General features: G+C 72.5%; 24 protein-coding genes. 12 read left to right on the top strand and 12 right to left on the bottom strand.

The annotated features are described in order from the left end of the window. The first annotated feature begins 2 nt into the window (after positions 1 to 2). Entirely contained in the window at positions 3 to 1,157 is a 1,155-nt protein-coding gene (locus tag ACFZB3_RS05095) for an ATP-binding cassette domain-containing protein (RefSeq protein ID WP_391369920.1), read from the top strand. Between the two features lie 14 nt (positions 1,158 to 1,171). Here ACFZB3_RS05095 and ACFZB3_RS05090 read toward each other — a convergent pair whose 3' ends face one another. The 5 genes from ACFZB3_RS05090 to ACFZB3_RS05070 form a co-directional block, all read right to left on the bottom strand. After that, positions 1,172 to 1,768 (bottom strand): hypothetical protein, encoded by a 597-nt coding sequence (locus tag ACFZB3_RS05090; protein ID WP_391369917.1) that lies wholly within the window; start codon positions 1,766 to 1,768, stop codon positions 1,172 to 1,174. A gap of 86 nt (positions 1,769 to 1,854) precedes the next feature. Next, entirely contained in the window at positions 1,855 to 2,793 is a 939-nt protein-coding gene (locus ACFZB3_RS05085; protein WP_391369914.1) for a glycine betaine ABC transporter substrate-binding protein, read from the bottom strand. Further along, complete coding sequence (locus tag ACFZB3_RS05080; protein ID WP_391369911.1) at positions 2,790 to 3,461, bottom strand: ABC transporter permease subunit; 672 nt, start codon at positions 3,459 to 3,461, stop codon at positions 2,790 to 2,792. The genes ACFZB3_RS05085 and ACFZB3_RS05080 overlap by 4 nt, the downstream gene beginning before the upstream one ends. Continuing rightward, positions 3,458 to 4,138, bottom strand: coding sequence for an ABC transporter permease subunit (locus tag ACFZB3_RS05075; RefSeq protein ID WP_391369908.1), 681 nt, complete (start codon positions 4,136 to 4,138; stop codon positions 3,458 to 3,460). The genes ACFZB3_RS05080 and ACFZB3_RS05075 overlap by 4 nt, the downstream gene beginning before the upstream one ends. A 59-nt stretch (positions 4,139 to 4,197) precedes the next feature. Continuing rightward, on the bottom strand, positions 4,198 to 4,770 hold the full coding sequence (locus ACFZB3_RS05070; protein WP_391369906.1) for a TetR family transcriptional regulator: 573 nt from the start codon (positions 4,768 to 4,770) through the stop codon (positions 4,198 to 4,200). A gap of 155 nt (positions 4,771 to 4,925) precedes the next feature. On the opposite strand from ACFZB3_RS05070, the gene ACFZB3_RS05065 reads away from it, so the two are divergent. Next, complete coding sequence (locus tag ACFZB3_RS05065; RefSeq protein ID WP_361304745.1) at positions 4,926 to 5,783, top strand: MoxR family ATPase; 858 nt, start codon at positions 4,926 to 4,928, stop codon at positions 5,781 to 5,783. Further along, the gene (locus tag ACFZB3_RS05060; protein ID WP_391369902.1) at positions 5,780 to 7,186 is read left to right on the top strand and encodes a VWA domain-containing protein; all 1,407 of its coding nucleotides are present in this window, start codon (positions 5,780 to 5,782) and stop codon (positions 7,184 to 7,186) included. Before ACFZB3_RS05065 ends, ACFZB3_RS05060 begins: the two co-directional genes overlap by 4 nt. A 50-nt stretch (positions 7,187 to 7,236) precedes the next feature. On the opposite strand, the gene ACFZB3_RS05055 is transcribed toward ACFZB3_RS05060, so the two are convergent. After that, positions 7,237 to 7,602: a cupin domain-containing protein gene (locus ACFZB3_RS05055; RefSeq protein ID WP_391369899.1), complete on the bottom strand. Its 366-nt coding sequence runs from the start codon at positions 7,600 to 7,602 to the stop codon at positions 7,237 to 7,239. 117 nt (positions 7,603 to 7,719) lie between these two features. Here ACFZB3_RS05055 and ACFZB3_RS05050 point away from each other — a divergent pair, with 117 nt between their 5' ends. The 6 genes from ACFZB3_RS05050 to ACFZB3_RS05025 are packed head-to-tail and all read left to right on the top strand — an operon-like array spanning position 7,720 to position 13,420. Continuing rightward, positions 7,720 to 8,871 (top strand): FAD-dependent oxidoreductase, encoded by a 1,152-nt coding sequence (locus ACFZB3_RS05050; RefSeq protein WP_391369896.1) that lies wholly within the window; start codon positions 7,720 to 7,722, stop codon positions 8,869 to 8,871. Further along, the gene (locus ACFZB3_RS05045; protein ID WP_391369893.1) at positions 8,868 to 9,167 is read left to right on the top strand and encodes a 2Fe-2S iron-sulfur cluster-binding protein; all 300 of its coding nucleotides are present in this window, start codon (positions 8,868 to 8,870) and stop codon (positions 9,165 to 9,167) included. The genes ACFZB3_RS05050 and ACFZB3_RS05045 overlap by 4 nt, the downstream gene beginning before the upstream one ends. Then, positions 9,160 to 10,692, top strand: a complete 1,533-nt coding sequence (locus ACFZB3_RS05040) for an FAD-dependent oxidoreductase (protein WP_391369890.1) — start codon at positions 9,160 to 9,162, stop codon at positions 10,690 to 10,692. The genes ACFZB3_RS05045 and ACFZB3_RS05040 overlap by 8 nt, the downstream gene beginning before the upstream one ends. Further along, on the top strand, positions 10,692 to 11,594 hold the full coding sequence (locus tag ACFZB3_RS05035; RefSeq protein ID WP_391369888.1) for a dihydrodipicolinate synthase family protein: 903 nt from the start codon (positions 10,692 to 10,694) through the stop codon (positions 11,592 to 11,594). The genes ACFZB3_RS05040 and ACFZB3_RS05035 overlap by 1 nt, the downstream gene beginning before the upstream one ends. Before the next feature lie 28 nt (positions 11,595 to 11,622). Then, complete coding sequence (locus ACFZB3_RS05030) at positions 11,623 to 12,624, top strand: proline racemase family protein (RefSeq protein ID WP_391369885.1); 1,002 nt, start codon at positions 11,623 to 11,625, stop codon at positions 12,622 to 12,624. Between the two features lie 43 nt (positions 12,625 to 12,667). Further along, positions 12,668 to 13,420: an FCD domain-containing protein gene (locus ACFZB3_RS05025; protein WP_391369883.1), complete on the top strand. Its 753-nt coding sequence runs from the start codon at positions 12,668 to 12,670 to the stop codon at positions 13,418 to 13,420. 18 nt (positions 13,421 to 13,438) lie between these two features. Here the strand turns inward: ACFZB3_RS05025 and ACFZB3_RS05020 are convergent, their stop codons facing one another. The 6 genes from ACFZB3_RS05020 to ACFZB3_RS04995 all read right to left on the bottom strand — a co-directional run bounded on the left by ACFZB3_RS05020 (position 13,439) and on the right by ACFZB3_RS04995 (position 20,827). Beyond that, the gene (locus ACFZB3_RS05020) at positions 13,439 to 15,703 is read right to left on the bottom strand and encodes an MFS transporter (protein WP_391369880.1); all 2,265 of its coding nucleotides are present in this window, start codon (positions 15,701 to 15,703) and stop codon (positions 13,439 to 13,441) included. Positions 15,704 to 15,860: 157 nt separating this feature from the next. Then, positions 15,861 to 16,352 carry a hypothetical protein gene (locus ACFZB3_RS05015; protein ID WP_391369877.1) on the bottom strand — a complete coding sequence of 164 codons (492 nt, stop codon included), beginning with the start codon at positions 16,350 to 16,352 and terminating at the stop codon, positions 15,861 to 15,863. 88 nt (positions 16,353 to 16,440) lie between these two features. Further along, the gene (locus tag ACFZB3_RS05010; protein WP_391369874.1) at positions 16,441 to 16,953 is read right to left on the bottom strand and encodes a hypothetical protein; all 513 of its coding nucleotides are present in this window, start codon (positions 16,951 to 16,953) and stop codon (positions 16,441 to 16,443) included. A 117-nt stretch (positions 16,954 to 17,070) separates the two neighbouring features. Next, the gene (locus ACFZB3_RS05005) at positions 17,071 to 17,649 is read right to left on the bottom strand and encodes a DUF4328 domain-containing protein (protein ID WP_391369871.1); all 579 of its coding nucleotides are present in this window, start codon (positions 17,647 to 17,649) and stop codon (positions 17,071 to 17,073) included. A gap of 250 nt (positions 17,650 to 17,899) precedes the next feature. After that, entirely contained in the window at positions 17,900 to 19,387 is a 1,488-nt protein-coding gene (locus tag ACFZB3_RS05000; RefSeq protein WP_391369868.1) for a transferase, read from the bottom strand. A gap of 417 nt (positions 19,388 to 19,804) precedes the next feature. Further along, positions 19,805 to 20,827, bottom strand: coding sequence for a substrate-binding domain-containing protein (locus ACFZB3_RS04995; protein WP_391369866.1), 1,023 nt, complete (start codon positions 20,825 to 20,827; stop codon positions 19,805 to 19,807). 299 nt (positions 20,828 to 21,126) lie between these two features. Between ACFZB3_RS04995 and ACFZB3_RS04990 the strand changes: the two genes are divergently transcribed. The 3 genes from ACFZB3_RS04990 to ACFZB3_RS04980 all read left to right on the top strand — a co-directional run bounded on the left by ACFZB3_RS04990 (position 21,127) and on the right by ACFZB3_RS04980 (position 25,297). Then, on the top strand, positions 21,127 to 23,046 hold the full coding sequence (locus ACFZB3_RS04990; RefSeq protein ID WP_391369863.1) for a beta-L-arabinofuranosidase domain-containing protein: 1,920 nt from the start codon (positions 21,127 to 21,129) through the stop codon (positions 23,044 to 23,046). A 69-nt stretch (positions 23,047 to 23,115) separates the two neighbouring features. Beyond that, a complete protein-coding gene (locus tag ACFZB3_RS04985) occupies positions 23,116 to 24,330 on the top strand; it encodes an extracellular solute-binding protein (RefSeq protein ID WP_391369860.1) in 1,215 nt (404 codons plus the stop codon). A gap of 7 nt (positions 24,331 to 24,337) precedes the next feature. Continuing rightward, the gene (locus ACFZB3_RS04980) at positions 24,338 to 25,297 is read left to right on the top strand and encodes an ABC transporter permease subunit (protein WP_391369857.1); all 960 of its coding nucleotides are present in this window, start codon (positions 24,338 to 24,340) and stop codon (positions 25,295 to 25,297) included. Positions 25,298 to 25,313 lie beyond the last annotated feature (16 nt).

Here is a 25,313-nt window from a genome sequence, read left to right as displayed (position 1 = left end):
GAATGATCCGGTTCGAGCAGGTCACCAAGCGGTACGCGGACGGGACGACCGCGGTGGACGGCCTCTCCTTCGAGGTGGCCGAGGGCGAACTCGTCACGCTCGTCGGCCCCTCCGGCTGCGGCAAGACCACGACGATGATGATGGTCAACCGGCTCATCGAACCGACCTCGGGCCGGATCCTCGTCGACGGCGAGGACGTCGCGGGGGTCGACCCGGTGCGGCTGCGGCGCCGGATCGGCTATGTCATCCAGCAGGTGGGCCTGTTCCCGCACCGCACGGTCCTGGACAACACCGCGACCGTCCCGGCCCTGCTCGGCTGGAAACGGGCCAGGGCGCGGGCCCGCGCCGCCGAACTGCTCGACCTCGTGGGCCTGGACCCGAAGACGTACGGGCCGCGCTACCCGGACCAGCTCTCCGGCGGCCAGCGGCAGCGCGTCGGCGTGGCCCGGGCGCTCGCCGCCGATCCGCCGGTGCTGCTGATGGACGAGCCGTTCGGCGCGGTCGACCCGGTGGTGCGGGAGCAGTTGCAGGACGAGTTCCTCCGGATGCAGGCCGCCGTGCGCAAGACCGTGCTGCTGGTCACGCACGACATCGAGGAGGCGGTGCGGCTCGGCGACCGGATCGCGGTGTACGGGCAGGGGCGGATCGAGCAGTTCGACACCCCGGGTACGGTGCTGGGCAGGCCGGCCACGCCGTACGTGGCCGGGTTCGTGGGCGCGGACCGCGGGCTGAAGCGGCTGTCGGTGACCGACATCGAACCGGACGACCTGGAACAGCCGCCGGTCGCCCGCCTGGGCGAGTCCGCCGAGAGCGCCGCCGCACGGTTGCGGGCGGAGGGCGCCCGGTGGGCGGTGGTCCTGGACACGCACGGCGAACTGCACGGCTGGGTGGGCCGGGACGAGCTGGCGGCGGGCGGCACGATCGACGGCCTCGCCCACCGGATGACCGCGTGGGTGCCGGTGGGCGCCCCGCTGAAGCAGGCGTTCGGTGTGATGCTCCAGTACGACGCCGGGTGGGTCGCGGTGCTGGACGGCTCCCGCTTCCTCGGCGTACTCACCCCCGCCAGGCTGCACGAGGCGCTGCGCCGCTCGGTGGACGCCGAGGCGCGCGGCGTCCCGCGTGGCCAGGTGCCGTTCGACTCGGTCTCCGACGCCTGACGGCAGGGCGGTCGTCAGCAGTACGTCATCGGGCAGCCACGGCGCAGCGAGTGCTGGGCGGCCCGCAGGTACAGCGCGACGTAGAAGGCGGTGTCGAGGTTCTCGCTCCACGGGCCGGGGCGGGACTCCGCGGTCTCCTTCGCCGCACCCTCCAGGAACCACATGGTCAGATCGAGGTTGTCGCAGGCCTCCGGTATGGCCTCGACAGGGAGCCCGATCACCGCCGCCAGCCGCTGTACGAGGGCGAGCACCTCGGGCGCGCCGACGACCACCGTCTCGTCGGTGTAGGCGGACTCGACGGGCAGCCGGATCGCGTGGTCGAGCGAGAAGGGCACCAGCACCGACCAGCCCAGCAGCAGCTCCCCCTCCCCCGGCGACAGGTGCTCCCGGCACAGTGCGCCGAACCCGTCCATGGGCGGCACCAGCTTCTCCTCGAACGACAGCCCCGAGCCGCGCACGAAGGCGGCCGCCTCGGGCACCGACTCGTACGGCGCCAGCCCGCGCCGCCGCAGCTCCTCGTCCAGGGCGGCGGCGAGGGCGCCCTTGCCGCCCTCGTCCTCGTCCCCGTCGAGCCACTCCTGCGCACCGACACTCACCAGATAGATCCCCATGCCCCGAACGTACCGCCCGCCACTGACAACGGGCCCGGACCTCACGTCACCGGCCGTCGCATCACCGGCCGTCACGCCACCGGGCGTCACTTCAGCAGGCCCTTGTCCCGCAGCCAGGTCCGGGCCACGTCCTGGGCCAGCCGCCGCCAGCTGTCGACCTGCTGGTTCATCGCGGCCAGGTCGGCCGTCGTCAGCACGTCGTTGAGCTTGCCGAGCGCCTTGGTGACCCGCTCGCTGCCGGCCCGGGCGCGGTTGACGACCGGGACGACGTAGTCGGCGTTCTGCAGATGCCTGTCGTCGGCGAGGATGACCAGCCCGAACTGGCCGAGCGTCGCGTCGGTGGTCGTGGTCAGCACCATCTGGTCCTGCCCGCTCTGCACGGCCCGCTTGGCCTGGGTGGTGCCGACGCCCTTGGGATCGATGCCGGTGATGTCGATGCCGTAGACCTTCTTCAGCCCCGGCTCGCAGTACGGCCGTTGCACGCATTCGTCGCCCGCCGCGAGCCGTACCTTCAGGCCCGAGGCACCGAGGTCGCTGAGTGTCTTCAGGTGGTGCTGCTTGGCGTAGGCGGCGGTGACCGCGAAGGCGTTCTGGTCCACCGCCCGGCCCGGGTCGAGGACGGTGAGGCCACGCGGGGTGGCGAGGCGGCGCAGTGCCGTCATCGTGGTGGTGAGGTCGGGCGAGCCCACGGGGGGCGCGTCGGGGCCGTTGGTCTTGGCGTTGAGCCAGTCGGCGAAGGTGGCCGCGTATTCCGGGACGACGTCGATCTGCCCGGACTCCAGGGCGGGTTCGTAGAGTTCGCGGTTGGCGACGGTGATCAGGGAGGTCTTGTACCCGGCCTGGTTCAGGAGCTGGGCGTACATCTGGGCGAGCAGGTCGCTCTCGGTGAAGCCGGCGGAGCCGATGGTCAGGTGCCTGCTGTCGCCCGGGGGTGCGGTGACCGCGCCGCGGTTCTCCAGGGAGGGGCCGGTGGTGCAGGCGGTGAGGGTGAGGAGCAGGGCGCCGGCCACCGTACGGACTCTCATCGCGGGCCCCGCAGCCAGACCGGCGCGAGCCGTTCGGCGAGTGCGAAGGCACCCTCGACGAGCAGCGCGAACGCGGCTACCAGGATCGCTCCGGCCACCACCATGGGCGTGCTGGCCAGGTTGAACCCCGCGGTGATGATCCGGCCGAGTCCGCCGCCGCCGGCGAGCGCGGCGATGGTGGCGGTGGCGACGAGCTGGACGGCGGCGATCCGCACCCCGGTGAGGACCATCGGGAGCGAAAGGGGCAGTTCCACGTGAAACAGCATCTGCCGCCCGGTCATCCCCATCCCCCGCGCGGCCTGCACGGTGCTCCGGTCGACCTCGCGCATGCCGACGTAGGCGTTGGTGAGCAGGGGCGGTACGGCGAACAGCACCAGGGCGACGACGGTGGGGCCCTCGCCCCACCTGCCGACCGGGGTGAGGAGGAGGAGCACGAGGACGGCGAAGGTGGGAACGGCCCGGCCGACGTTGGAGATGTTCACGGCGAGTGCGCCGCCCTTGCCTAGGTGGCCGAGGACCAGCGCGACCGGGAGCGCGATCAGGCAGCTGACGACGAGGCAGACCACGGTGAGGACGAGGTGCTGGAGCAGCCGGTGCCCGATGCCGTCGTCGCCGGCCCAGTGCGCGGGGTCGGTGAGCCAGGCCCAGGCGTCGGTGAGCGTCGTCACCCGCGGGCCGCCCGCGTCCACGGGGTGAGCAGCCGCTGCACCCCGAGCAGCAGCAGGTCCGCGGCGACGGCGATCAGCACGCAGAGCACGGAGGCGGTGAGCACCTGGGCCTTGAAGTAGGTGTTCATGCCGGCGTAGATCAGGTTGCCGAGTCCGCCGAAGCCGACGATCGCGCCGACGGTGACCAGGGAGACCGCGGAGACGGTGGCGATGCGCAGGCCGGCCATCGCGGCGGGCAGGGCGAGCGGCAGTTCGACGGTGAGCAGGAGGCGGATCGGGCCGTAGCCCAGGCCGCGGGCGGCCTGCCGGGTCTCCTCGGGGACGGCGCGCAGGCCCGCGAGGATGTTGCGGACGAGCAGGGTGAGCGAGTACAGCACCAGGCCGGCGACGACGAGGGTGGCCGAGAGGCCGTACAGGGGCAGCAGCAGGGAGAACATCGCCAGCGAGGGGATGGTGTAGAGGACGGTCGTGATGCCGAGGACGGGTCCGGCCGACCAGCGCCGGCGGCGCGCCAGCACGGCCAGCGGCACGGCGACGACGAGCCCGACGAGCACCGAGACCGCGGTGAGCCGCAGGTGCTGGCCGACCGCGTCGAGGAGGATCTGGCAGCGGCTGGTCAGGTAGGCGCCGCAGATCCACTCGTTGCGCGCGAGGCAGTCGTCCGGAGGCGCGGTCACGCCTCCATTGCATCGGGAGGGCGAGGGGCCCGGCGCGTTGTGGTGATCCGTCCGGGCGGCTACTTCAGGCCGGCCGCGTCCAGCAGGGTGGTCACCGTCCGGGTGACCAGCCCGTCGTCGAGGTGCTCGATGTGGGTGCCGGCCCGGGCGCTGGCCCCGTCGAAGATCAGCATGAGCTGCCGGGCGAGCAGGGCCGGATCCGCGGCACCACCCTGTTCGGCCTGGTCCTCGAAGTAGCCCTGCAGCAGCTCCTTGGCGGCTCGGGCCACCACGCTCGCGGGATGCTCGCCGTCCTTCAGTTCGACCAGGACGGCGAGGTACGGGCAGCCGCAGTAGCCGGGGGCCGCCGCGTTCTCCTCCACCCGCCGGAACACGTACCCGATCCGCTCGCGAGGGGTGGCCGTCTCGGCGTCCGGGGACCTGAGCTGGGTCTCGTACCAGGGCCTGCGCCGCTCCAGGCTGGCGGCCAGCACCTCGTCCTTGCTGTCGAAGAGCTGGTACATCGACCGTTTCGAGACCCCCGCGGACTTGCACAGCGCCTCGACGCCGATGGAGACGCCGTCGCGGTAGAAGAGCTCGGCGGCGGCGTCGAGCAGGCGGTCGCGGGGGGACGCCTTGTCTGTGGTGGCCATACCGCCGAGGTTACCGCGCGGGAGACTGTGAGGAAACCGATCGGTATACAGGGTGGCAGGCGAGGTGAACAAGCGCTTAGATAGGAACTCGGACCTGTTCCCGTGTGCGTCCCGCGTGCGCGCGTTCCACGAACCCTCATCAGCCGGAGGCCCCGTTGTTCACTTCCGTCGACGACGTCTCCGCGCGCCTCGCGGAGACCGGCTACCTCGCCTCCCCCGCCGTCGCCACCACCGTCTTCCTGGCCGACCGGCTCGGCAAGCCGCTCCTCGTCGAGGGCCCCGCCGGGGTCGGCAAGACCGAGCTGGCGAAGGCCGTGGCCGCGGTGGCCGGGGCCCGGCTGGTACGGCTGCAGTGCTACGAGGGCGTGGACGAGTCCCGGGCGCTGTACGAGTGGAACCACGCCAAGCAACTGCTGCGGATCAGCGCCGGCCGCGACGAGACCTGGGACGAGGCCCGCACCGACATCTTCAGCGAGGAGTTCCTGCTCCCCCGCCCGCTGCTCACCGCGATCCGGGGCGACGACCCCAAGGTGCTGCTGATCGACGAGACCGACAAGGCCGACGTCGAGGTGGAGGGCCTGCTCCTGGAGGTGCTCAGCGACTTCCAGGTGACGGTCCCCGAGCTGGGCACGGTCACCGCGACCCGCCGCCCCTTCGTCGTGCTCACCTCCAACGCCAGCCGCGAGCTGTCCGAGGCGCTGCGCCGCCGCTGCCTGTTCCTGCACATCGGCTTCCCGGAGGAGGAGCTGGAGCGCCGGATCGTACGGCTGAAGGTGCCGGAGCTCACCGAGGCGCTCACCGAGTCCGTCGTCCGGGTGGTCGGCGCGCTGCGGGCGATGGACCTGCGCAAGGTCCCCTCGGTGGCGGAGACCATCGACTGGGCGCGCACCCTGCTGGCCCTGGGCGCCGACACCCTGGACGAGCAGGTCGTACGGGACTCCCTGGGCGTGATCCTCAAGCACCAGGACGACATCCAGAAGGCGGCCGCCAAGCTGGACCTGGACGCGCTGTGAGCACGCCGGCCGACGCTCCGGCCGAGGCACCGGGCGACGCTCCGGCCGACCTCGCGGACCGGCTGACCGGTCTGGTCGGCGCGCTGCGGGCGCACGGGGTGCGGGTCGGCACCGGGGAGACCGTGGACGCGGGCCGGGCGGTGGCGGCACTGGGCCTGGCGGACCGCGAGCTGCTGCGCGAGGGGCTGGCCGCGACCCTGCTGCACGGCACCGGTCAACGGACCGTGTTCGACCAGGTCTTCGACCTCTACTTCCCGCGCGGCGTGGGCGGGCCCGGCGGCCTGCCCGGCGGCGGGTCCACCGACCGGGAGGAGCTGCGGGTGCGGCTCGCGGCCGCGCTGGCGGACGACGACACCGCGCTGCTGCGGCAGTTGGCGGCCGAGGCCGTGGACGGCCTGGGCGGATACGGGAGTTCGCCGGGCTCGGACGGCTGGTCGTCGTACCAGACCCTGGACCGGCTGCGGCCGCAGACGCTGCTCGCGCGGGTGCGGGCGGACGTCCGGGCGCGGGGCGGCGGCACGGGGTTCGCGGACCGGCTGCTCGACGACGAGATCCGGCAGCGGATCGAGGACTTCCGGGGCATGGTCGCGGCGGAGGCCCGGCGCCGGGTGGCCGAGCGGCGCGGGCGCGACCAGATCGCCCGGCGGGCGGTGGCGCCGAGCGCCGACCGGGTGGACTTCCTGTCCGCCGGACGGGACCAGCTCACCGAGCTGCGCCGGACCGTACAGCCACTGGCCCGGAAGCTGGCCACCCGGCTGGCCGCGCGCCGCCGCCGGGCCGCGCGCGGCACCATCGACCTGCGGCGCACCCTGCGCGGCTCGCTGTCGACGGGCGGGGTGCCGATGCGGCCGGTGCTGCGCCGGCGCCGGCCGGTCCGTCCCGAGCTGGTGCTGCTGTGTGACGTCTCGGGCTCGGTCTCCGGGTTCTCCGACTTCACGATGCTGCTGGTGCAGGCGCTGCACGACCAGTTCAGCAAGGTCCGGGTGTTCGCCTTCGTCAACCGGATCGACGAGGTGACCGGCCTCCTGGAGCACGGCCGCGCCGATCCCGAGGGGCTGGGCGCCCGGATCCGCGCCGAGGCGACGCTCACCGGCTGGCACGGCAGCAGCGACTACGGCCACGCGCTCGGCGAGTTCGCGGAGCGGTACGGCGCCGCGGTGGGCCCGCGCACCACGGTGTTCGTGCTCGGCGACGCCCGGACCAACAACCTCGACCCGAACCTCGCCGCCGTCCGCCGGATCGCCGGACAGGCGCGCCGCTTCTACTGGCTGAACCCCGAGCCGCACTCCCTGTGGGGCACCGGCGACTCGGCCGCGCCCGACTACGCGGAACTGGTGGAGATGCACGAGTGCCGCACCGCCCGCCAGCTCGGCGGGCTGATCGGACGGCTGCTGCCGGTGTGACGCACCGGGTGCCGTCACCCACGCGAGGTGACGGCACCCGTCAGCCGCCCTCAGCTCCCCTCGGCCTTCGCGTAACCCGTTGCCATGCCGCCGGCGAAGTCGTGGACGATGCACTGCTCGTCCCCCACGACCCAGGCGTCGTGTCCCGGCGGAAGGACGAAGACGTCCCCGGGACCGATCTCGCCCTCACCGCCGTCGTCCATGACCAGGTGCATCCTGCCCTGCACCACATAACCGTTGTGGTGGACCATGCAGCTCCCGGTGCCCGCGATCGGCGCCACCGACTCCGACCAGCGCCAGCCCGGCTCGAAGGTGCCGACGGCGAAGTCGAGGCCGGTCAGGTGCACGGCCTCCAGGTGGCCACGGGGGAAGTCACGCCGCTCGTCCGGCTTGTCGACCGTCTTGATCTCCAGCATGAGGGGGTCCTCCCTTCGAACTCCCGTTCACCATTCCATCGTCTTCCTGGCGGCTCGGGGGCGCCATTCGATGCCGGTGGTCTTCCCGGGCTCTGTGCCATGTGACATATTACTGCCGTGAGCATGCGACTGACCTGCGACGTCGTAGTGATCGGGGCAGGCATGGCAGGCGCCGCCTGCGCCCTGTACGCGTCGCGGGCGGGTCTGGACGTGATCGTGGTGGACCGCGGCCCGGTGGCCGGCGGCACGACCGGGGCCGGCGAGGGCAACCTGCTCGTCTCCGACAAGGAGCCGGGACCCGAACTCGAACTCGCCCTGCTGTCCGGCCGGTTGTGGAGCGCCCTGGCCGGGGAGCTGGGTGACCGGATCGAGTACGAGCCGAAGGGCGGGGTGGTCGTCGCCGCCGAACCCGAAGGGCTGGCCGCCCTGGAGAGGTTCGCGGCCGGGCAACGGGCCGCCGGGGTGGCGGCGGAGAACGTCGGCGCCGATCAACTCCACGAACTGGAGCCGTACTTGGCACCCGGTCTGGCGGGCGGAGTGCACTACCCCCAGGACGCCCAGGTGATGCCCACGCTGGCCGCCGCACACCTCCTACGGACCTCCGGCGCCCGCCTGTCGACCGGCCGTACCGTGACGGAGGTGCTGCGCGGCGCCGACGGTGCCGTACGCGGCGTCCGTACCGACCGCGGCGACATCCACGCCCCGGCCGTGGTGAACGCGGCCGGGACCTGGGGCGGCGAGGTGGCCGCGCTCGCGGGGGTGCACCTGCCCGTCCTGCCCCGGCGCGGCTTCGTCCTGGTCACCGAGCCGCTGCCGCGCCGGGTACGGCACAAGGTGTACGCCGCCGACTACGTGGCCGACGTGGCCAGCGACTCGGCCGCCCTGCAGACCTCGCCGGTCGTGGAGGGCACGGCGGCCGGGCCGGTCCTGATCGGCGCGAGCCGGGAACGCGTCGGCTTCGACCGGTCGTTCTCGCTGCCGGCCGTACGGGCACTGGCGGCGGGCGCCATCCGGCTGTTCCCCTTCCTGTCCGGGGTCCGGGCGATGCGCACCTACCTGGGTTTCCGCCCCTACCTGCCCGACCACCTCCCCGCCATCGGCCCCGACCCCCGGGCGCCCGGCCTCTTCCACGCCTGCGGACACGAGGGCGCGGGCATCGGACTCGCCACCGGTACCGGGCAGTTGATCGCCCAGGTGCTGAGCGGCAAGACCCCCGAGCTGGACCTGGCCCCGTTCCGTCCCGAGCGTTTCGGCGAGGAGAGCGTGTGAATCCCCTGGAGTTGGTGCAGGCCCGGCCGGGCCCCGCCTTCACGGTCACCTTCGACGGGCGCCGGATCGTGGCGCTGCCCGGTCAGACGGTCGCCGCCGCGCTCTGGGCGTCCGGTGTCACGTCCTGGCGGACCACCCGCGGCGAGGGACGTCCGCGCGGGGTCTTCTGCGGGATCGGCATCTGCTTCGACTGCCTGGTCACCGTCAACGACCGCCCCAACCAACGGGCTTGCCTGGTACCCGTGCGCCCGGGCGACGAGATCCGCACCCAGGAGGGGACGGGTCACGATGACTGACGCGCGCCGGCAGGGGCCGGCACCCCGGCTCGCCGTGATCGGTGCGGGCCCCGCAGGCCTCGCCGCCGCCCTGGCCGCCGCCCGGCACGGCCTGCGGGTCACCCTGGTCGACGCGGGACCCGAGGCGGGCGGCCAGTTCTACCGGCAGCCCGCCGCCGGGCTCAGCGCCCGCCGCCCGCAGGCGCTGCACCACCACCGGCGCGGCTGGGAGCGGCTGCGCGCCGGTCTCGACAGGCTCGTCGGGGCAGGGCTGGTGACGCACCTGCGGGACCACCACGTGTGGTGCGTGACGCGGCGGCGGTCCGGTTTCACCGTGCACGCCCTGCTCGGCCCCGAGCAGGAGCGGCCCGTCGAGGTGCCCGCGGACGGCGTGCTGCTCGCGACCGGCGGCTACGAGAAGGTGCTGCCCTTCCCCGGCTGGACGCTCCCCGGTGTCGTCACGGCCGGCGGCGCCCAGGCCATGCTGAAGGGCGGACTGGTACTGCCGGGCCGTACGGCGGTCGTCGCCGGCACCGGACCACTGCTGCTGCCGGTCGCGACCGGGCTCGCGGCGGCGGGCGCCCGGGTGGCGGCCCTGGTGGAGTCCGCGGATCCGCGGGCCTTCGTACGGCGCTCCCCCGCGCTGGCCGCCCGGCCGGACAAGCTCGCCGAAGGCGCCCACTACGCGGCCCGGTTGCTGCGGCACGGGGTGCGCACCCTGCTCCACCACACCGTCGTCGAGGCGCACGGCGACGAGCGCGACCGGCGGCTCGAAGGCGTCACCGTCGCCGCACTGGACGCCGCGGGCCGGGTACGGCCGGGCACCCGGCGGCGCATCGACTGCGACACCCTGGCCGTCGGGCACGGCATGCTCCCGCACACCGATCTCGCCGAGAGCCTGGGCTGCCGGATCGACGAGGTCGCGGTGCACGTGGACGACGAGCAGCGCACCGACGTACCGGGAGTGTGGGCGGCTGGCGAGGCCACCGGCGTCGGCGGCGCGGTCCTCGCCCTCGCCGAGGGGCACATCGCGGGACGGTCGGCCGCCGCACGGCTGTCGGGCCGGGAGCCGGACCCGCGCGGCTGGGCGGGGGCCGCCCGGGCCCGTGCCGGGCTGCGCCGGTTCGCCACCGCGATGGACAACGCCTACGCGCCGCCCGCGCACTGGACCGAGCACGTCACGGACGACACGGTCGTCTGCCGCTGCGAGGAGGTCACCGGCGGGGCGGTCCGGCGGGCCGTGACCGAGCTGGGCGCGGGAGACGTACGGACCGTCAAACTGCTCACGCGGGCCGGCATGGGCTGGTGCCAGGGGCGGATGTGCGGGCCGGCGGTCGCCGGGCTCACCGGCTGCCCGGAGACCGCGGCCCGCAAGCCGTTCGCCCGGCCGGTGCCGCTCGGGGTACTTGCGCGGGCGGGCAGCGACGGCGACGGCGACGGCGACGGCGACGGCGACCAGTGCTATGTCACATGCCGCTCGGACCACCCGGACCATCCCGATCATCCCGATCACCCGGATCACCCGGACCCCCCGGAGGAACCCTGATGTCCACCCCTGACTCCCACCCCCACCCCTGGCGAGGCGTCCTCGTAGCCACCGCCCTCCCGCTGAACGACGACCTCTCCGTCGACTACGGCAGGTACGCCGAGCACTGCGCCTGGCTGGTGGCGAACGGCTGTGACGGCGTCGTACCGAACGGCTCTCTCGGTGAGTACCAGGTGCTCACCCCCGAGGAGCGCGCGAAGGTCGTCGAGACCGCCGTGGCCGCGGTCGGCGGGGCGCGGGTCATGCCCGGGGTCGCCGCCTACGGCTCGGCCGAGGCCCGCCGCTGGGCCGAGCAGGCCCGGGACGCCGGCTGCGCGGCCGTGATGCTGCTGCCGCCCAACGCCTACCGTGCCGACGAGCGGTCGGTGCTGGCGCACTACGCGGAGGTCGCGAAGGCCGGGGTGCCGGTCGTGGCGTACAACAACCCCATCGACACCAAGGTCGACCTGGTCCCGGAACTCCTCGCCAGACTGCACGGCGAGGGGTACGTCCACGCCGTGAAGGAGTTCTCGGGCGATGTCCGGCGCGCCTACCAGCTGGCCGAACTCGCCCCCGAGCTGGACCTGTTGATCGGCGCCGACGACGTGCTGCTGGAGCTGGCGATCGCGGGAGCCAAGGGCTGGGTGGCCGGTTACCCCAACGCGCTGCCGGCCGCGACGGTCGAGCTGTACCGCGCGGCGGTGCGCGGAGACCTCGACACCGCCGGGCAGTTGTACGCGCAGCTGCATCCGCTGCTGCGCTGGGACTCCAGGGTCGAGTTCGTGCAGGCCATCAAGTTGTCCATGGACATCGTCGGCCGGTACGGCGGTGCCTGCCGCCCGCCGCGCGTGCCGCTGCTGCCCGAGCAGGAGGCCGTGGTCCGCGCGGCCACCGAGAAGGCCGTCGCGGCCGGACTGGCGTAACCGGATCCGCCCACCCTCCAGGAGCGTCATGCGCAGCAAACTCGTCCTGCACGCCGTCGACTCGCACACCGAGGGCATGCCCACCCGCGTGATCACCGGCGGGATCGGCACCATCCCCGGTGCGACCATGAACGAGCGGCGGCTGTACTTCCGTGAACACCGCGACGACATCAAGCAGTTGCTGATGAACGAACCGCGCGGGCACTCCGCGATGAGCGGGGCGGTCCTGCAGCCGTCGGCCCGGCCCGACTGCGACTGGGGCGTGGTGTACATCGAGGTCTCCGGCTATCTGCCGATGTGCGGGCACGGCACGATCGGCGTGGCGACGGTGCTCGTGGAGACCGGGATGGTGGAGGTCGTGGAGCCGGTCACCACCATCCGGCTGGACACCCCGGCCGGCCCGGTCGTCGCCGAGGTGGCGGTGGAGAACGGCGCGGCGAAGAACGTGACGCTGCGGAACGTGCCGTCGTTCTCGGTCGCGATGGACCGGAAGATCGAGCTGGCTGACGGTCGGTCAGTGACATATGACATGGCATACGGCGGCAACTTCTACGCCATCCTCCCCCTGGACGAGTTCGACCTCCCCTTCGACCGCACCCGAAAGGACGACATCCTCCGGGCCGGCCTGTCCCTCATGGCGGCGATCAACGCGGAGGCGGAACCGGTCCACCCCGAGGACCCGTCGATCCGCGGCTGCCACCACGTCCAGCTGGTCGCGCCCGGTGCCACGGCCCGCCGTTCCCGGCACGCGATGGCCATCCACCCCGGCTGGTTCGACCGTTCCCCGTGCGGCACCGGCACCAGCGCGCGGATGGCCCAGCTGCACGCCCGCGGCGAACTCCCCCTGCACACCGAGTTCGTGAACGAGTCCTTCATCGGCACCCGGTTCACCGGCCGGCTCCTCGGCACCACCGAGGTCGCGGGGCGCCCCGCGGTCCTGCCCAGCTTCACCGGGCGGGCCTGGATCACCGGCACCGCCCAGTATCTGCTGGACCCGGCCGACCCGTTCCCGGCCGGCTTCGTACTCTGATTCCCCCGACGACCACCAGTGCCGACCCTCCAGGAGTTCCACCATGGCCGACCGGCCCAGCAGCACGCCCACCGCCGCCAAGCCCGTCAAGCCCGCCATCCCGTCGCTCGGCGGCCGGAAGCCGAACTTCCGGGAGCGGGTCGTGGACGTCCTGCGTGCCGCGCTGATCGCCGGTGAGCTGCGCCCCGGCGTGGTGTACTCGGCGCCGGGGCTCGCTCCCCGCCTGGGCGTCTCCGCGACGCCGGTGCGCGAGGCCATGCTGGAACTGGTGAAGGAGGGCATGGTCGAGATCGTCCCGAACAAGGGGTTCCGGGTCACCGCCGTCTCCGAGCAGCAGCTCGACGAGTACACGCAGGTCCGGTCCCTGATCGAGATCCCGACGACCGTCGCCCTCGCGGCCACCGCCGACCCCGGTGACCTGGAGGCGTTGCGCCCGGTCGCCCTGGAGATCGTCACCTCGGCCGTGAAGGGCGACCTGATCGCCTACGTCGAGGCGGACCTGGCCTTCCATCTGCGGCTGCTGGCGCTGGCGGGCAACGGCCATCTCGTCGAGGTGGTACGGGACCTGCGGCGCCGTTTGCGGCTGTACGGGCTGACGGCGCTGGTGGAGGCGGGGCGCCTGAAGGCCTCCGCCGAGGAGCACCTGGAGCTCCTCGACGCCCTGCTGGCCCGCGACGAGCAGGCCGTGCGCGAGGTCATGACCCGCCACCTGGGCCACGTCCGCGGCCTGTGGGCGGCCCGGCAGCCCGGCGGCCCGGCAGCCCGGCGGCCCGGCAGCCCGGCAGCCCGGCCGTAGGGTGAGAACGTCTGCGGACTACGCCCCGGGATGGGCGAGTTCGATGTCGTGGTCGTGGACGTCGGCGCCGGAGACGGCCACCCCGGCGGCGTGCGGCGGGTAGCCGGTCGCGACGACCGTGTACTGGCCGCTGTCCAGGTCGGAGAAGGCGTACGCGCCGTCGTCGCCGGTGGTGGTCGTGCCGACGACGTTGCCGGCGGCGTCCACCAGGGTGACCCGGGCGTCGCCCAGCGGGCCCCCCGCTCCCCGGACCGTGCCCCGTACGTGGGCGCCGGGCCGCAGCTCGACGTCGACCCTGGTGGTTCCGGTCCCGGCTATCTCCACGGGCAGGGCGAGCGGCCGGTGCTTGGGCGAGCTGACCGCGAGGGTCACGGTGCCCGGTACCAGGTCGCCCACCGCGAACTCGCCCAGCCCGTCGGTCTGCTGGGTGGCCAGCACGTCTCCGCGCACGTCGGTGAGGACCACCATCGCCCCGGCGACCGGTGCCCCGCTGTCCGCGGCCCGCACCGCTCCGGCCAGGCCGCTGCTGCCGGTGAGCAGCAGGTCGTAGGCGACCGGTGCGGAGCTCACGACGAGGGTGGTGGCCTGCGGCCGGCAGCCGTCGGCGGAGGCGATCAGGACGTACGTCCCCTCGCCGGGTGCCGCCACCGCGTAGCGGCCCTCGGCGTCCGCCACCGCGCGCCCGAGCTGGCGGCCGCCGGGGGAGATCAGTGTGACGGCGGCCCGGCCGACGCCGGTTCCGTCGGCACCGCGCACCCGGCCGTGCACCTGGATGCCGTCGCCGGCGGCGGGGACGTGCTGCGGTGCCTCTTCCGCGCCCGGCCGCAGCTCGACCGGGGGTTCGGCCACGGGCTGCACCGCCGCGGCCGGTTTCCGGCGCGGGATGAACGCGGCGACCAGCAGCGCGAGGACCGCCGCGCCCGAGCCCGCCGCCATGACCACCTTGAAGCCGTTCTCGGAAGGCACGGTCGCCGGGCCGAGGACGATGGTCATCTGGGCCAGGATCACCCCGGCGACGGCGCTCGCGGTCGAGGTGCCGATGGACCGCATCAGGGTGTTGAGGCTGTTCGCGGCGGCCGTCTCGTGCGGGTCGACGGCGCCCATGATGAGCGCGGGCATCGCGCCGTAGGCGAAGCCGATGCCGGCGCCGATGACGCAGGAGACCAGCACGAGCTGCCAGACGGCGGCCATCAGCACGATGCTGAGCCCGTACCCGGCGGCCACGATCACCGCGCCGCACATCAGGGTGACCTTCGGGCCGAAGTTCCTGGAGATGAGGGCGGACAGGGGCGCCATCGCCATCATCACCAGGCCGGTCGGGGCCATCACCAGGCCGGCGTCGAGCAGCGACTTGCCCAGACCGTAGCCGGTCGCCTCAGGCAACTGCAGGAGCTGCGGCAGCACCAGGGACATCGCGAACATCGAGAACCCGAAGGCGACCGAGGCGAGGTTCGTGACGAGGACCTGGCGGCGGGCCGTGGTGCGCAGGTCGACCAGCGGCTCGCGGGTGCGGAGTTCGTAGAGCCCCCAGGCGAGCAGGATGGCCAACGCGGCGCCGAACAGGCCGAGCGTGGTGCCGCTGCCCCAGCCCCAGTCGGCCCCCTTGGAGATACCGAGCAGCAGACAGACCAGGCCCGCCGCCATGCCGAGGGCGCCCGGCAGGTCGAAACGGCCGCCGGTGCGCACCTTCGACTCCGGCACGAGGACCAGCACGAGCAGCGCGGCGACGACGCCGAGCGCGGCCGAGGTCCAGAACAGCACGTGCCAGTCGAAGTGGTCGGCGATCAGCGCGGCGGCGGGCAGGCCGAGGGCGCCGCCGACGCCGAGCGAGGCGCTCATCAACGCCGTGGCGGAGCCGAGCCGTTCGGCGGGGAGTTCGTCGCGCATGATGCTGATGCCGAGCGGGATCACGCCGGAGGCCAGCCCCTGCAGGGCGCGCCCGATGACCATCGGCACGAGGGTGTCGCTCAGCGCGGCGGTGACCGAGCCGGCGACCAGCATGACCACGCTGGTCAGCAGCATCAGCCGCTTGCCGTACATGTCGCCGAGCCGCCCCATCACGGGGGTGGCGACGGCGGCCGCGAGGAGGGTGGCGGTGACGGCCCAGGCCGCGTTGGACGCCGAGGCGTTGAGCAGCTTCGGCAGTTCGGGCACGATGGGGATCACCAGGGTCTGCATCAGCGAGACCACGATCCCGCCGAAGGCCAGCACCGCGACAACTGCGTTGGTCCGCGGCGCGGCGGAGTCCCCGGCGGTTTCCGGCCGGGGCTGTGCATGGGACATGGTCGGGCCTCCGTAGGGCCGCTCGGTTCTGCACGACCCTCCTGAATGTAAGTCAATTGATTGACTTAAGCAACCAGGATTCGAGGGTATCCGGTGAGCGGTACGTGGGGACGTTCCCGGGCGAGGGCCCTCGGCGGTCCCGGACCGGGCACAGGTGTCAGGTGCCGGACCTGAACGCGCCAGGAGGCCACACGACGTCGACGGCCAACCCGGCCAGGCGGGCCGCGGCCACGGTGTCTGCCGTACCGCCGCCACGGCCGGTGGGGGCGCTGCCGTCCCACACGGCGACGAGGCGGTCCGCGCCTTGGAGAAGTCGGCGGTTGGCCGCTTCGTAGGCGGCGCGGCCCGCGTGTTCGTACGGCAGGACCACCACTTCGGCGGCGGCGTCGCACAGAGCGTCGAACTCGGCGAGGTGTGCGGGTCGGACCACCGCTTCCCGGTAGTCCCGGGACGGGATGATCGCCGACAGTCGGCCTCCGAGCGAGAGGATCTCCTCGGCGAAGAGCGTGTCCGCGCCGACGGCCAGGCAGGAGCGTCCCACCAGCGCGTCGTCACACAGGTCGGCCAGCAGCTCACGGAGGTCCGTGCGGATCCGGCCGACTGCCTCGGCGGCCAGGTCCATGTGTCCGGTGACGGCGATGGTGACCATGTGACAACCCGCTTCCGGCCCAGGCGATGTGCCGTTCACCCTAACCCGCTTCGGTGGCGGGGAGAGTGGGCGTCGGATGCCGCCGCCGTCACAGCGCGACGACGGTGAAGCCCAGAAGGTAGGCGACGGCGAAGAGGAGAGGAATCCAACGTTCGACACGGCTGAGCGGGAGATAGACGCGCCAGTCCCTCCCCTCGCCGAGGGCCCGCCATTCGGCGGCCACGAAGGCGCGGGCCGGAAGGCGCTCTTCGAACGCTCCGATCACCTCGAACTTTCCTCTGTTCAACTGCTGGTAGGAACGGACAGTGATCCACCAGGTTGCGCACATGCCCAGCAGGACCAGCAGGGCCATGAGCGCGATGGCGACCGGTGTCCTGCGGTGGTGCTCCTGGGACAACCAGGTGCCGAAGAAGACGAGCAGCGTGCTGTGGAGGGTCAGGAAGAAGGTGTTGGCGAGGTTGCGCCGGGCGCTGACCCGGTCAGCCATCTCGACGCACAGCTTGTACTGCTCGAAGACCGCGGCATGGTACGTCGCGGCCGGGTCACGGAAGTTCTCCGCGTCGACGTCCTCGTTCCACAACGAGTCACTGATGCCGGCCATGTCGGCCTCCCCCGTGGTTCGTCACCGTGTGCTCGTACAGGCCGGGGCCGCGACCGGCGGGCGCCGCCCATGGGACGCCAGCGCCGCCGCGTTCACAGCGGTGCGCGCCCCGCTCCCTCACGCCGCGTTCTGGGCAGGCTGCCGGCTCTGCCACGCGGTGACGCGCCGAACGATGAGGACGACGAGCAGTCCGGCCACCACGTAGAGCGCCGTGAGCAGGGTGGACACGTCCGCGTTGGACAGCACGTGCTGCTCGCTGTCGAGATTCGAGGACATGCGCCACTGGATCGGCTTGACGACGGTGTTGGCGACGACGAACAGCGCCCACCAGGCCTTGATCAGGGTGACGGGGACGGACCGCCGGGGGGCACTCGCCCGCCAGACGTCCGACACGACCTGGTACGGGACCCACAGGTTGACCACGGGGGCGATCCAGCCGCTCACCGCCCAGGTCCGGGACCGGCGGAACGCGGCGGCACCGCTCATCAGCTCGGCATTGGTCCGGGCCCGCCACAGCCACACGAGGAACGCCACGCCACTCGCGATCCATGCCAGGAACGACGGCCAGGACACCAGCTTCGCAAGGGAATCGGTCTGAGCGGCATCGACGTCCGCGAACGTCGCTCTCCCGGCCAGGTAGTCATGGGCGACGAAATAAAGGCGCCAGTTGTAGGCCGAGACCAACACCTCACGCACGAGTGCCAACGAGATCAGTGCCGTCACGGCAGTGGCCGCACCGGATAACGCCCTGGGCTGCTCCCCGCTGACCGGACCTGCGCTCGTCGGCGTGTCCTGCTGTGAACCGTCCATGATCCTCCCCCGAAGATCGTTCGATCCGAATCGCATTGCTTCTGCACACTACTTGGGGCGCCGTACCACGGGGCGCTGCTCTGTTGTGTCCCCTGTTTCGACGCGCGTCATGCGGGACCGGGTTCAAAGATTGGCGTTACCGAGGAGCGAACAGCTCCAGGGCCCGGAACACCAGAAAGGCCAGCAGGGCCAGGGCCGTGACCAGAGCGGCGCCTTTGCCCAACGAACTCTGCACGGCGAGGTTGGCCCTCCAGACCATCGTCCGTCTACGGAGCCCCACGGACGCCAGGGCGGACTTCATGGCGCGAGCCAGGTGGTGGGCGGGCGAGGCGAAGTTGGCCGTCGGCCCCAGGGTGTCCTTCATGGTGCGCAAGCCGCGGCGCACCAGCGAGCCCCGCGAGGTCCTGGCACGGGGCACAGGCCCCACCGGGTGCACACGGGGCGTCCAGTCGGGAGCGAAGGTGACGACGGCGGCGGTCCAGGGATCGCTCCCGGCAACCTTGTTCAGCCGGGACGGGGTCGGCAGATGCTCGTCCAGCCGTTCGGCCACCTCCGGCAGCCCACTCGGCGCGAGCAGGACGAGCTTCCGCGCCGGTTGGGTGGCACGGGCCTGCTGGACCTCCCACCACAGCCCGTCGCCAAGGCCCAGGCGCAGCACGATGAGCTGGGACAGTTCCATCAGCCGCAGCACCGCGGGCTGCCAGTTGTCGAGCGGCAGGTAGAACCGCGCCGCTCCCAGCCGCGGCAGCACCTCTCCGGGTCTGCCCACCGTGATCACGGGGCCGACGCTTCCCAAGGCCCCCGCCAGCTGCTCCTCCCGGGAGTGGATGCCGGCATACGCCATCGAGTCGTCGACCTGGGCCGCGCTGTCGTCGTCGACGAAGCTGCGCAGGTAGAGCACGGGTCGGCGGCCGTCGGCCAGCAGGGCCTGGGTCGCACCCCGCGCCGAGCGCGGACGGGTGTGACGCAGGATCAGGGCCCCGGCCCCCAGCCCGGCCAGGCCACCGATCAGCAGCAGCATGAAGACCGTCGGTGGCATCTCGTAGCCCTGCCGCTGCGCCGTGCTGATGGCGAGGACGCCCCCCGCGAACAGCACGTATCCGACGCCACTGGCCAGCAGGAACAGCGGACGCCGCCACCTCGGCTGACGCGGGGCGAACCGGCTGACCACCTCGATGATCTCCGCGGCGCCCGACCGACGGCGCCGCCGCAGCCACAGTACCGGCCCGAACAGCACCGCAGCGGGCAGCGACCAGCACAGCGCGGTCGCGCGCGACGAGTCGAGTTTCCGGTCGAGTCGTGCCCGGTCCCGTTCGACGTCCGCCACCAGCCCGGCGACCCGCTCGCGGGCGAGGGAGACCCGGCCCTTCTCGACGTCACCGGTGGCCGATGAGACCGCGGAACGGCTCGCCCCCGACGGGGCGTTCTCCTTGAACCACGTGTCGCCTGCCCGGATCCCGGCGCGCGCGGAGACGTCCCCCGCGGCATAGCGGTCCAGCGCGGCGGTGAACGCGACGGCCCGTGCCCGGGAGTCGCGGAAGCGGTCGCAGGCCCGCAGGTCCATGCCCGCGGTTATCGCCAGATGCAGCGCGACATAGGCCGCGACGATCGTGACCGCCGTCATCAGCCGCGCCAACGCTCGTAAGCGCGAGGACACCTCGGCCCACCCCCCGTCTCACCGGCACCACCGTCCGGCGTGACCGCGTCCCGTCGTACCACCTCGGCCCAAGGGCTGTCAGCCCCCGGTTTCTGTGACGCCGGGTGATTCTCACCAAAGGCCGGACGGGAAGCCGCCGCCAAGACTCGGGGCGGCATCCGTTCTGTCCGGCCTGTTGTCTCTCACTCGGATTCTTGGAGTGCCGTCTTGCTTCCTCCTCCTGACGCCGGTTTCCGAGGCATGACCGCCGAGGAGTTCGGCGCTCCGGCCGCCATCGAGCGCGACCCGTGCCCCGTCTTGTGGGACGCCGCCCGAGTCGGCGTGCCCCGCGCCGCCGTCGGCGGCGAGGTCACGGCGCGTTGCCGGGCACCCCCGTCACCGGCGTCAGCTCGACTCGCGCACCACCAGCCGGCACGGCACGGTGTGCACCCCGGGCTCCGGCTCCGCGTCGATGGCCTGGAGCAGCCGCAGCGCGGCGATCCGCCCGATCTCGGCGAGGTTCATGTCGACGGTGGTGAGCGGCGGGCGGCAGGCGAGGGCCATGGTGTCCCAGTTGTCGTACCCGACCACGGCGATGTCCCCCGGCACGCCCTTCCCGCGCTCGCGCAGGGCGTCCGCGACCCCCCGGGCGATCTGGTCGTTCCCGCAGAAGACGGCGTCGGTGCCGGGCGCGGTCCGCAGCACCGCGTCGGCGGCGCGCCGCCCCCAGGCCTCGCTCCACTCCCCGAAGTGCACACGCCCTGCGGCGAGTTCCAGACCCGACTCGGCCAGGTGCTCGACCGCGTGCCGGGCCCGGTCACGGGCGGCCTGGTGGTGCTCGGGTCCGGTGACATGGGCGATGCGGGTGCGCCCGGTGGCGAGCAGGTGCTCCACGGCGAGCCGGGCGCCGCCGCGGTCGTCGGTGACGACGGAGGTGTCGGCGGGACCGGCCGACGGGGAGAGGGCGTAGACGACCGGGATCGCCGGGTCGATGCCGGTCAGCGGCGGGCGGGGATCGGTACGGCGGCCGGCGACGATGATGCCGTCGACCCGGCGGTCGGTGAGGGTGCGCAGATGGTGCTGCTCGCGGATGGCGTCGCCCCGGGTGTCGCAGAGCAGGACCGAGATCTTCCCGGCGCCCAGCGCGTCCTCGGCGCCGAGCAGGACGGGGGTGCTGAAGCGGCCGATGCCGTCGGTCGTCATCAGGCCGACCGTCCAGCTGCGGCCGCTGTGCAGGCTCTGCGCGTGCTGGTTGGGCCGGAACCCGAGGGCCGCCACCGCGTCCAGCACCCGTTGCCTGGTCTCCGGGCGCATCCGCCCGGCGCCGTTCAGCGCCTTGGACGCCGTACCGACGCTGACACCGGCGAGCGCGGCGACATCGGCGAGCCGCGCCCGGCCGGCGAGCGGAGAGCCTGGAGCAGAGGTCACGGGCAAACCTTTTCCTAGACGGATCCTCGACGCCGCCGCCGGCCTCCCGACGGCAGAGCCGCCCCACATCGTCGCAGCCGTCCACCCGAAGTACCAGCCCTGCCGGGCAACTTGAAAAAACTGTGCCGGGCGTCTTGACCCCCCTCTCTGGCTGCCCTGTACTTCTCGGCGAGAAAACGGTTGCGCAAGCCGGTTTCGCACCCGCTTCCCGCGCCGTCCCATGCTCGACACTCCAAACGTCGTTCGATATTTCGAAACAGTGTGCCCAGGCACCCCGTCCCTCCCCACCCCGGAGAGCCATGCCCCGCACCCACTCCGCCCAGCCCTCCCCCGCCGGCCCGGTCCGTCCCACTCCCGCTGCCCGCACGACGCTGCGCCCGGCGGCCGTCACCGTCGACGGCGGCTTCTGGCACGACCGGCGCGCGACCAACGCCCGCGTCTCTCTCCCGCAGGGCCCGGACCTGCTGGAGTCCGCCGGAAACCTGCACAACCTGCGGCTGGCCGCCGGCACCGCCGAGGGCACGTTCCGGGGCGCGTACCCCTTCGTCGACACGGACGTCTACAAGTGGCTGGAGGCGGCCTCCTGGCACCTCGCCCAGGGCCCGGACGAGGCGCTGGCCGCGGAAGTGGCGCGGATCGTCACCCTGGTGGCCGACGCCCAGCAGCCCGACGGGTATCTCAACACCTGGTTCCAGCTGGTCAAGGGCGGCGAGCGGTACCAGGACCTGCGCTGGGGCCACGAGTTGTACTGCGCCGGCCATCTGATCCAGGCCGCGGTGGCCCACCACCGCTCCACCGGGCGCCCCGAACTCCTGGCCGTGGCAGAGAGGTTCGCCGACCACATCGACTCGGTGTTCGGCCTCCCCGGCAGCGGCAGGCCGGTCGACGGCGTCGACGGTCACCCGGAGGTCGAGACGGCGCTGGTGGAGCTGTACCGGGAGACCGGCGAGCGCCGCTATCTCGACCTGGCGGGCTACTTCGTCGACCGGCACGGCCACGGCCTGCTCGGCGGCGAGGCCTACTGCCAGGACCGGGTCCCGCTGCGTGCGGCGACGAACGTCGAGGGGCACGCCGTACGGCAGTTGTACCTGCTGGCGGCGGCCGCCGACCTGGCGACGGAGACCGGGGACGCCGAACTCCGGGCGGCGGGCGAGCGGTTGTGGCACGCCATGACGACCACCAAGACCCACCTCACCGGCGGGCTCGGCGCCCACCACGACCGTGAGGACTTCGGCGACCCCTACGAACTCCCCAACGAGCGCGCCTACTGCGAGACCTGCGCCGCGATCGCGTCCGTCCAGTGGAGCTGGCGCATGGCTCTGCTCACCGGCGAGGCCCGCTACTCCGACCTGATCGAGCGCACCCTCTACAACGGCTTCCTGGCCGGGGTCTCACTGGACGGCGAGCGCTGGCTGTACGTCAACCCGCTGCAGGTCCGCGACGGCCACACCGACACCGGCGGCGACCAGTCGGCCCGCCGCACCCGCTGGTTCCGCTGCGCCTGCTGTCCGCCCAACGTGATGCGGCTGCTGGCGAGTCTGGAGCACTACCTGGCGTCGGGCGACGAACAGGGCCTGCAGATCCACCAGTTCGTCACCGGGACGTACGCGACCGACCGGATCCGGGTACGGGCCGAGACCGACTATCCCTGGCACGGCACGATCGCGTTCACCGTCGAGGAGACCCCGTCCGACGGCCCCTGGACGCTCTCGCTGCGCATCCCCGAGTGGTGCCGGGAGTTCCGGGTGCGGTGCGGTGCGCAGACGTACGACTCCCCGGTCGACGACGGCTGGCTGCGGCTGTCGCGCACCTGGGCACCGGGCGATCTGGTGGTGCTGGAGCTCGCCCTGGAGCCCCGGCTCACCGCCGCCGACCCGCGCGTGGACGCGGTACGCGGCTGTGTGGCGATCGAGCGCGGGCCGCTCGTGCACTGCCTGGAGCAGGTCGACCACCCGGGTGGCGGTCTTGACGACATCGTCCTCGACCCGTCCCGTCCGCTCGCCGTGAAGCACCGCCCGGACCTGCTCGGCGGTGTCAGCACCGTGGTGGCCGCGGGGAGGCGGCGCCGCCTCCCCGACCGGGGCTGGTGGCCGTACGCGCCCGCCGACGAGGCGTCCGCGCAACCCGGCGACGAGCCGGTCGAGCTGACCGCGATCCCGTACCACGTCTGGGCCAACCGCGAGGACGGCAGCATGCGCGTCTGGCTCCCCACCTCCTGAGACATCCCCGTCAGACACCCCGTCCTACGACAACGAGGTCACCCCGTGATACCAACCCGCCGTACTCTCATGGCCCTCACCACGGCCGCCCTGCTCCCCCTCACCGCCTGCGGTGGCGGTTCCGGCTCCTCGGGATCGTCGTCCTCGGCCGGCGGGACGTACACCTTCTGGGACCCGTACCCGCAGTTCGACGCCTCCTCGGACTGGGGCAAGCGGGTCAGTGCGTGCGGCACCGCGGCCGGGGTGAAGCTCAAGCGGACCGCCTACGACACCACCGACCTGGGCAACAAGGCGCTGCTGGCCGCGCAGCAGGGCAACGCACCGGACGTGATGCTGGTCGACAACCCGGTGGTCTCCACGCTGGTGGAGGCGGGGATCCTCAACAAGACGAGCGACCTCGGCCTGGACACCTCGTCGATCCAGCAGAACATCATCGGCGCCGGCACGATCGACGGCGCCTCCTACGGCGTCCCGATCGGCGCCAACACCCTCGCGCTCTACTACAACAAGAAGGTCCTCGCGGCGGCCGGCGTCGACCCGGCCTCCGTCAAGGACTGGGCGTCGCTCACGGCCGCGCTGAAGAAGGTCAGGGCGGCCGGGAAGAAGGGGATCACCTTCTCCGCGATCAACACCGAGGAGGGCAGCTTCCAGTTCCTGCCGTGGTTCTGGGGTGCGGGCGGCGACCTGACGAAGCTCGACTCCGCCAAGGGAGTCGCCGCGCTGTCGCTGTGGAAGCAGTGGGTGGACGCGGGGTACGCGCCGAAGGACGTGCTGCAGAACACCCAGACCACCAGCTGGCAGGAGTTCGCCACCGGCGACTACGCGTTCAGCGAGAACGGCACCTGGCAGCTGGGCAACGCCGACAAGGCCGGGTTCCCGTACGGGGTCGTCAACATCCCTGCCCAGAACGGTGGTTCGGCGCCGGTGCCGACCGGCGGCGAGTTCGTCACGGTGCCGGTGCAGAAGGACACCTCGCGCTACGACGTCAGCAAGAAGATCGTCGGCTGCCTGACCAGCGACGCCGGCCTGCTGGCCACCGACACCACGCTCATGTACGTGGCGCCGACCTCGGCCGTGCAGACCGAACAGGTGCGGAAGAACGCCGAGTTGAAGCCCTGGGTGGCGGCGGTCGCGGCGGCCCGGGGCCGGACCAGCGGCGGCCTCGGCACCAGGTACCCGACCATCTCGCAGCCGATGTGGACGGCCGTCCAGGCTGCGCTCTCCGGCAGCAAGAGCCCCCAGGACGCCCTGGCCGCGGCCCAGTCCAGCGCGCAGAAGGGCTAGGACCGGTATGACCGTCGCCCGAGTCGACCGACCGCGGCGCGCACCGGCCGCCGCGGCGCGGGCGAGCGGCACCGGCGCCCGCTCCCTGCGCCGCAGACGGCGGCTGACCGCGCTCGCCTTCGTGACCCCGCTGCTCGGCTACCTCGCCGCGTTCTACGTCTACCCGCTCTACCGCAACCTGGACCTCAGCCTGCGCGACTACACCGTGCGCTCCTTCGTCGCGGGCGACGCGCCGTTCTCCGGCTGGGACAACTTCCGTACCGTGCTGGACGATCCGACGTTCGGGCCGGCGATGCGGCACACCATGGTCTTCACCTTCGTGTCGATCGCCTTCCAGTACGTGATCGGGCTCGCCCTCGCGGTCTTCTTCAACCGGCACTTCCGGCTCTCCACCGTGCTGCGGGCGCTGTTCCTGATCCCCTGGCTGCTGCCGCTGATCGTGTCCGCGTCCACGTGGTCGTGGATGTTCAACAGCGAGTCGGGAGTGGTGAACTACTTCCTGCACTTCCTCGGCGTCGCCCCGGTCGGCTGGCTGACCTCGCCCGACTGGGCGCTGGTCTCGGTGATCGTCGCCAACATCTGGATCGGGATCCCCTTCAACCTGGTCATCCTGCACAGCGGCCTGCAGAACATCCCGGGCGAGCTGTACGAGGCCGCGGCCCTCGACGGGGCGGGCGCCTGGCAGCAGTTCCGGCGGATCACCTTCCCGCTGCTGCGCCCGGTGTCGGCGATCACCCTGCTGCTCGGGCTCGTCTACACCCTCAAGGTGTTCGACCTGATCTGGATCATGACCAAGGGCGGTCCCGGCGACGCTTCCTCCACCCTGGCCACCTGGTCGTACCAGCTCGGCTTCGGCACGCTGCTGCCCAGATTCGGTCCCGGTGCCGCCGTGGGCAACCTCCTGATCCTGATCGCCCTGGCCTTCGGCCTCCTCTACATCCGCGTCCAGAGGAGGCAGGAACCGTGAAGTCACGCGGCTACAC

Origin of the sequence: Streptomyces sp. NPDC008092 (assembly GCF_042957285.1) — a bacterium.
In the GTDB taxonomy this organism is placed as follows: domain Bacteria; phylum Actinomycetota; class Actinomycetes; order Streptomycetales; family Streptomycetaceae; genus Streptomyces.
This window is presented reverse-complemented; position numbering and strand designations above follow the sequence as displayed.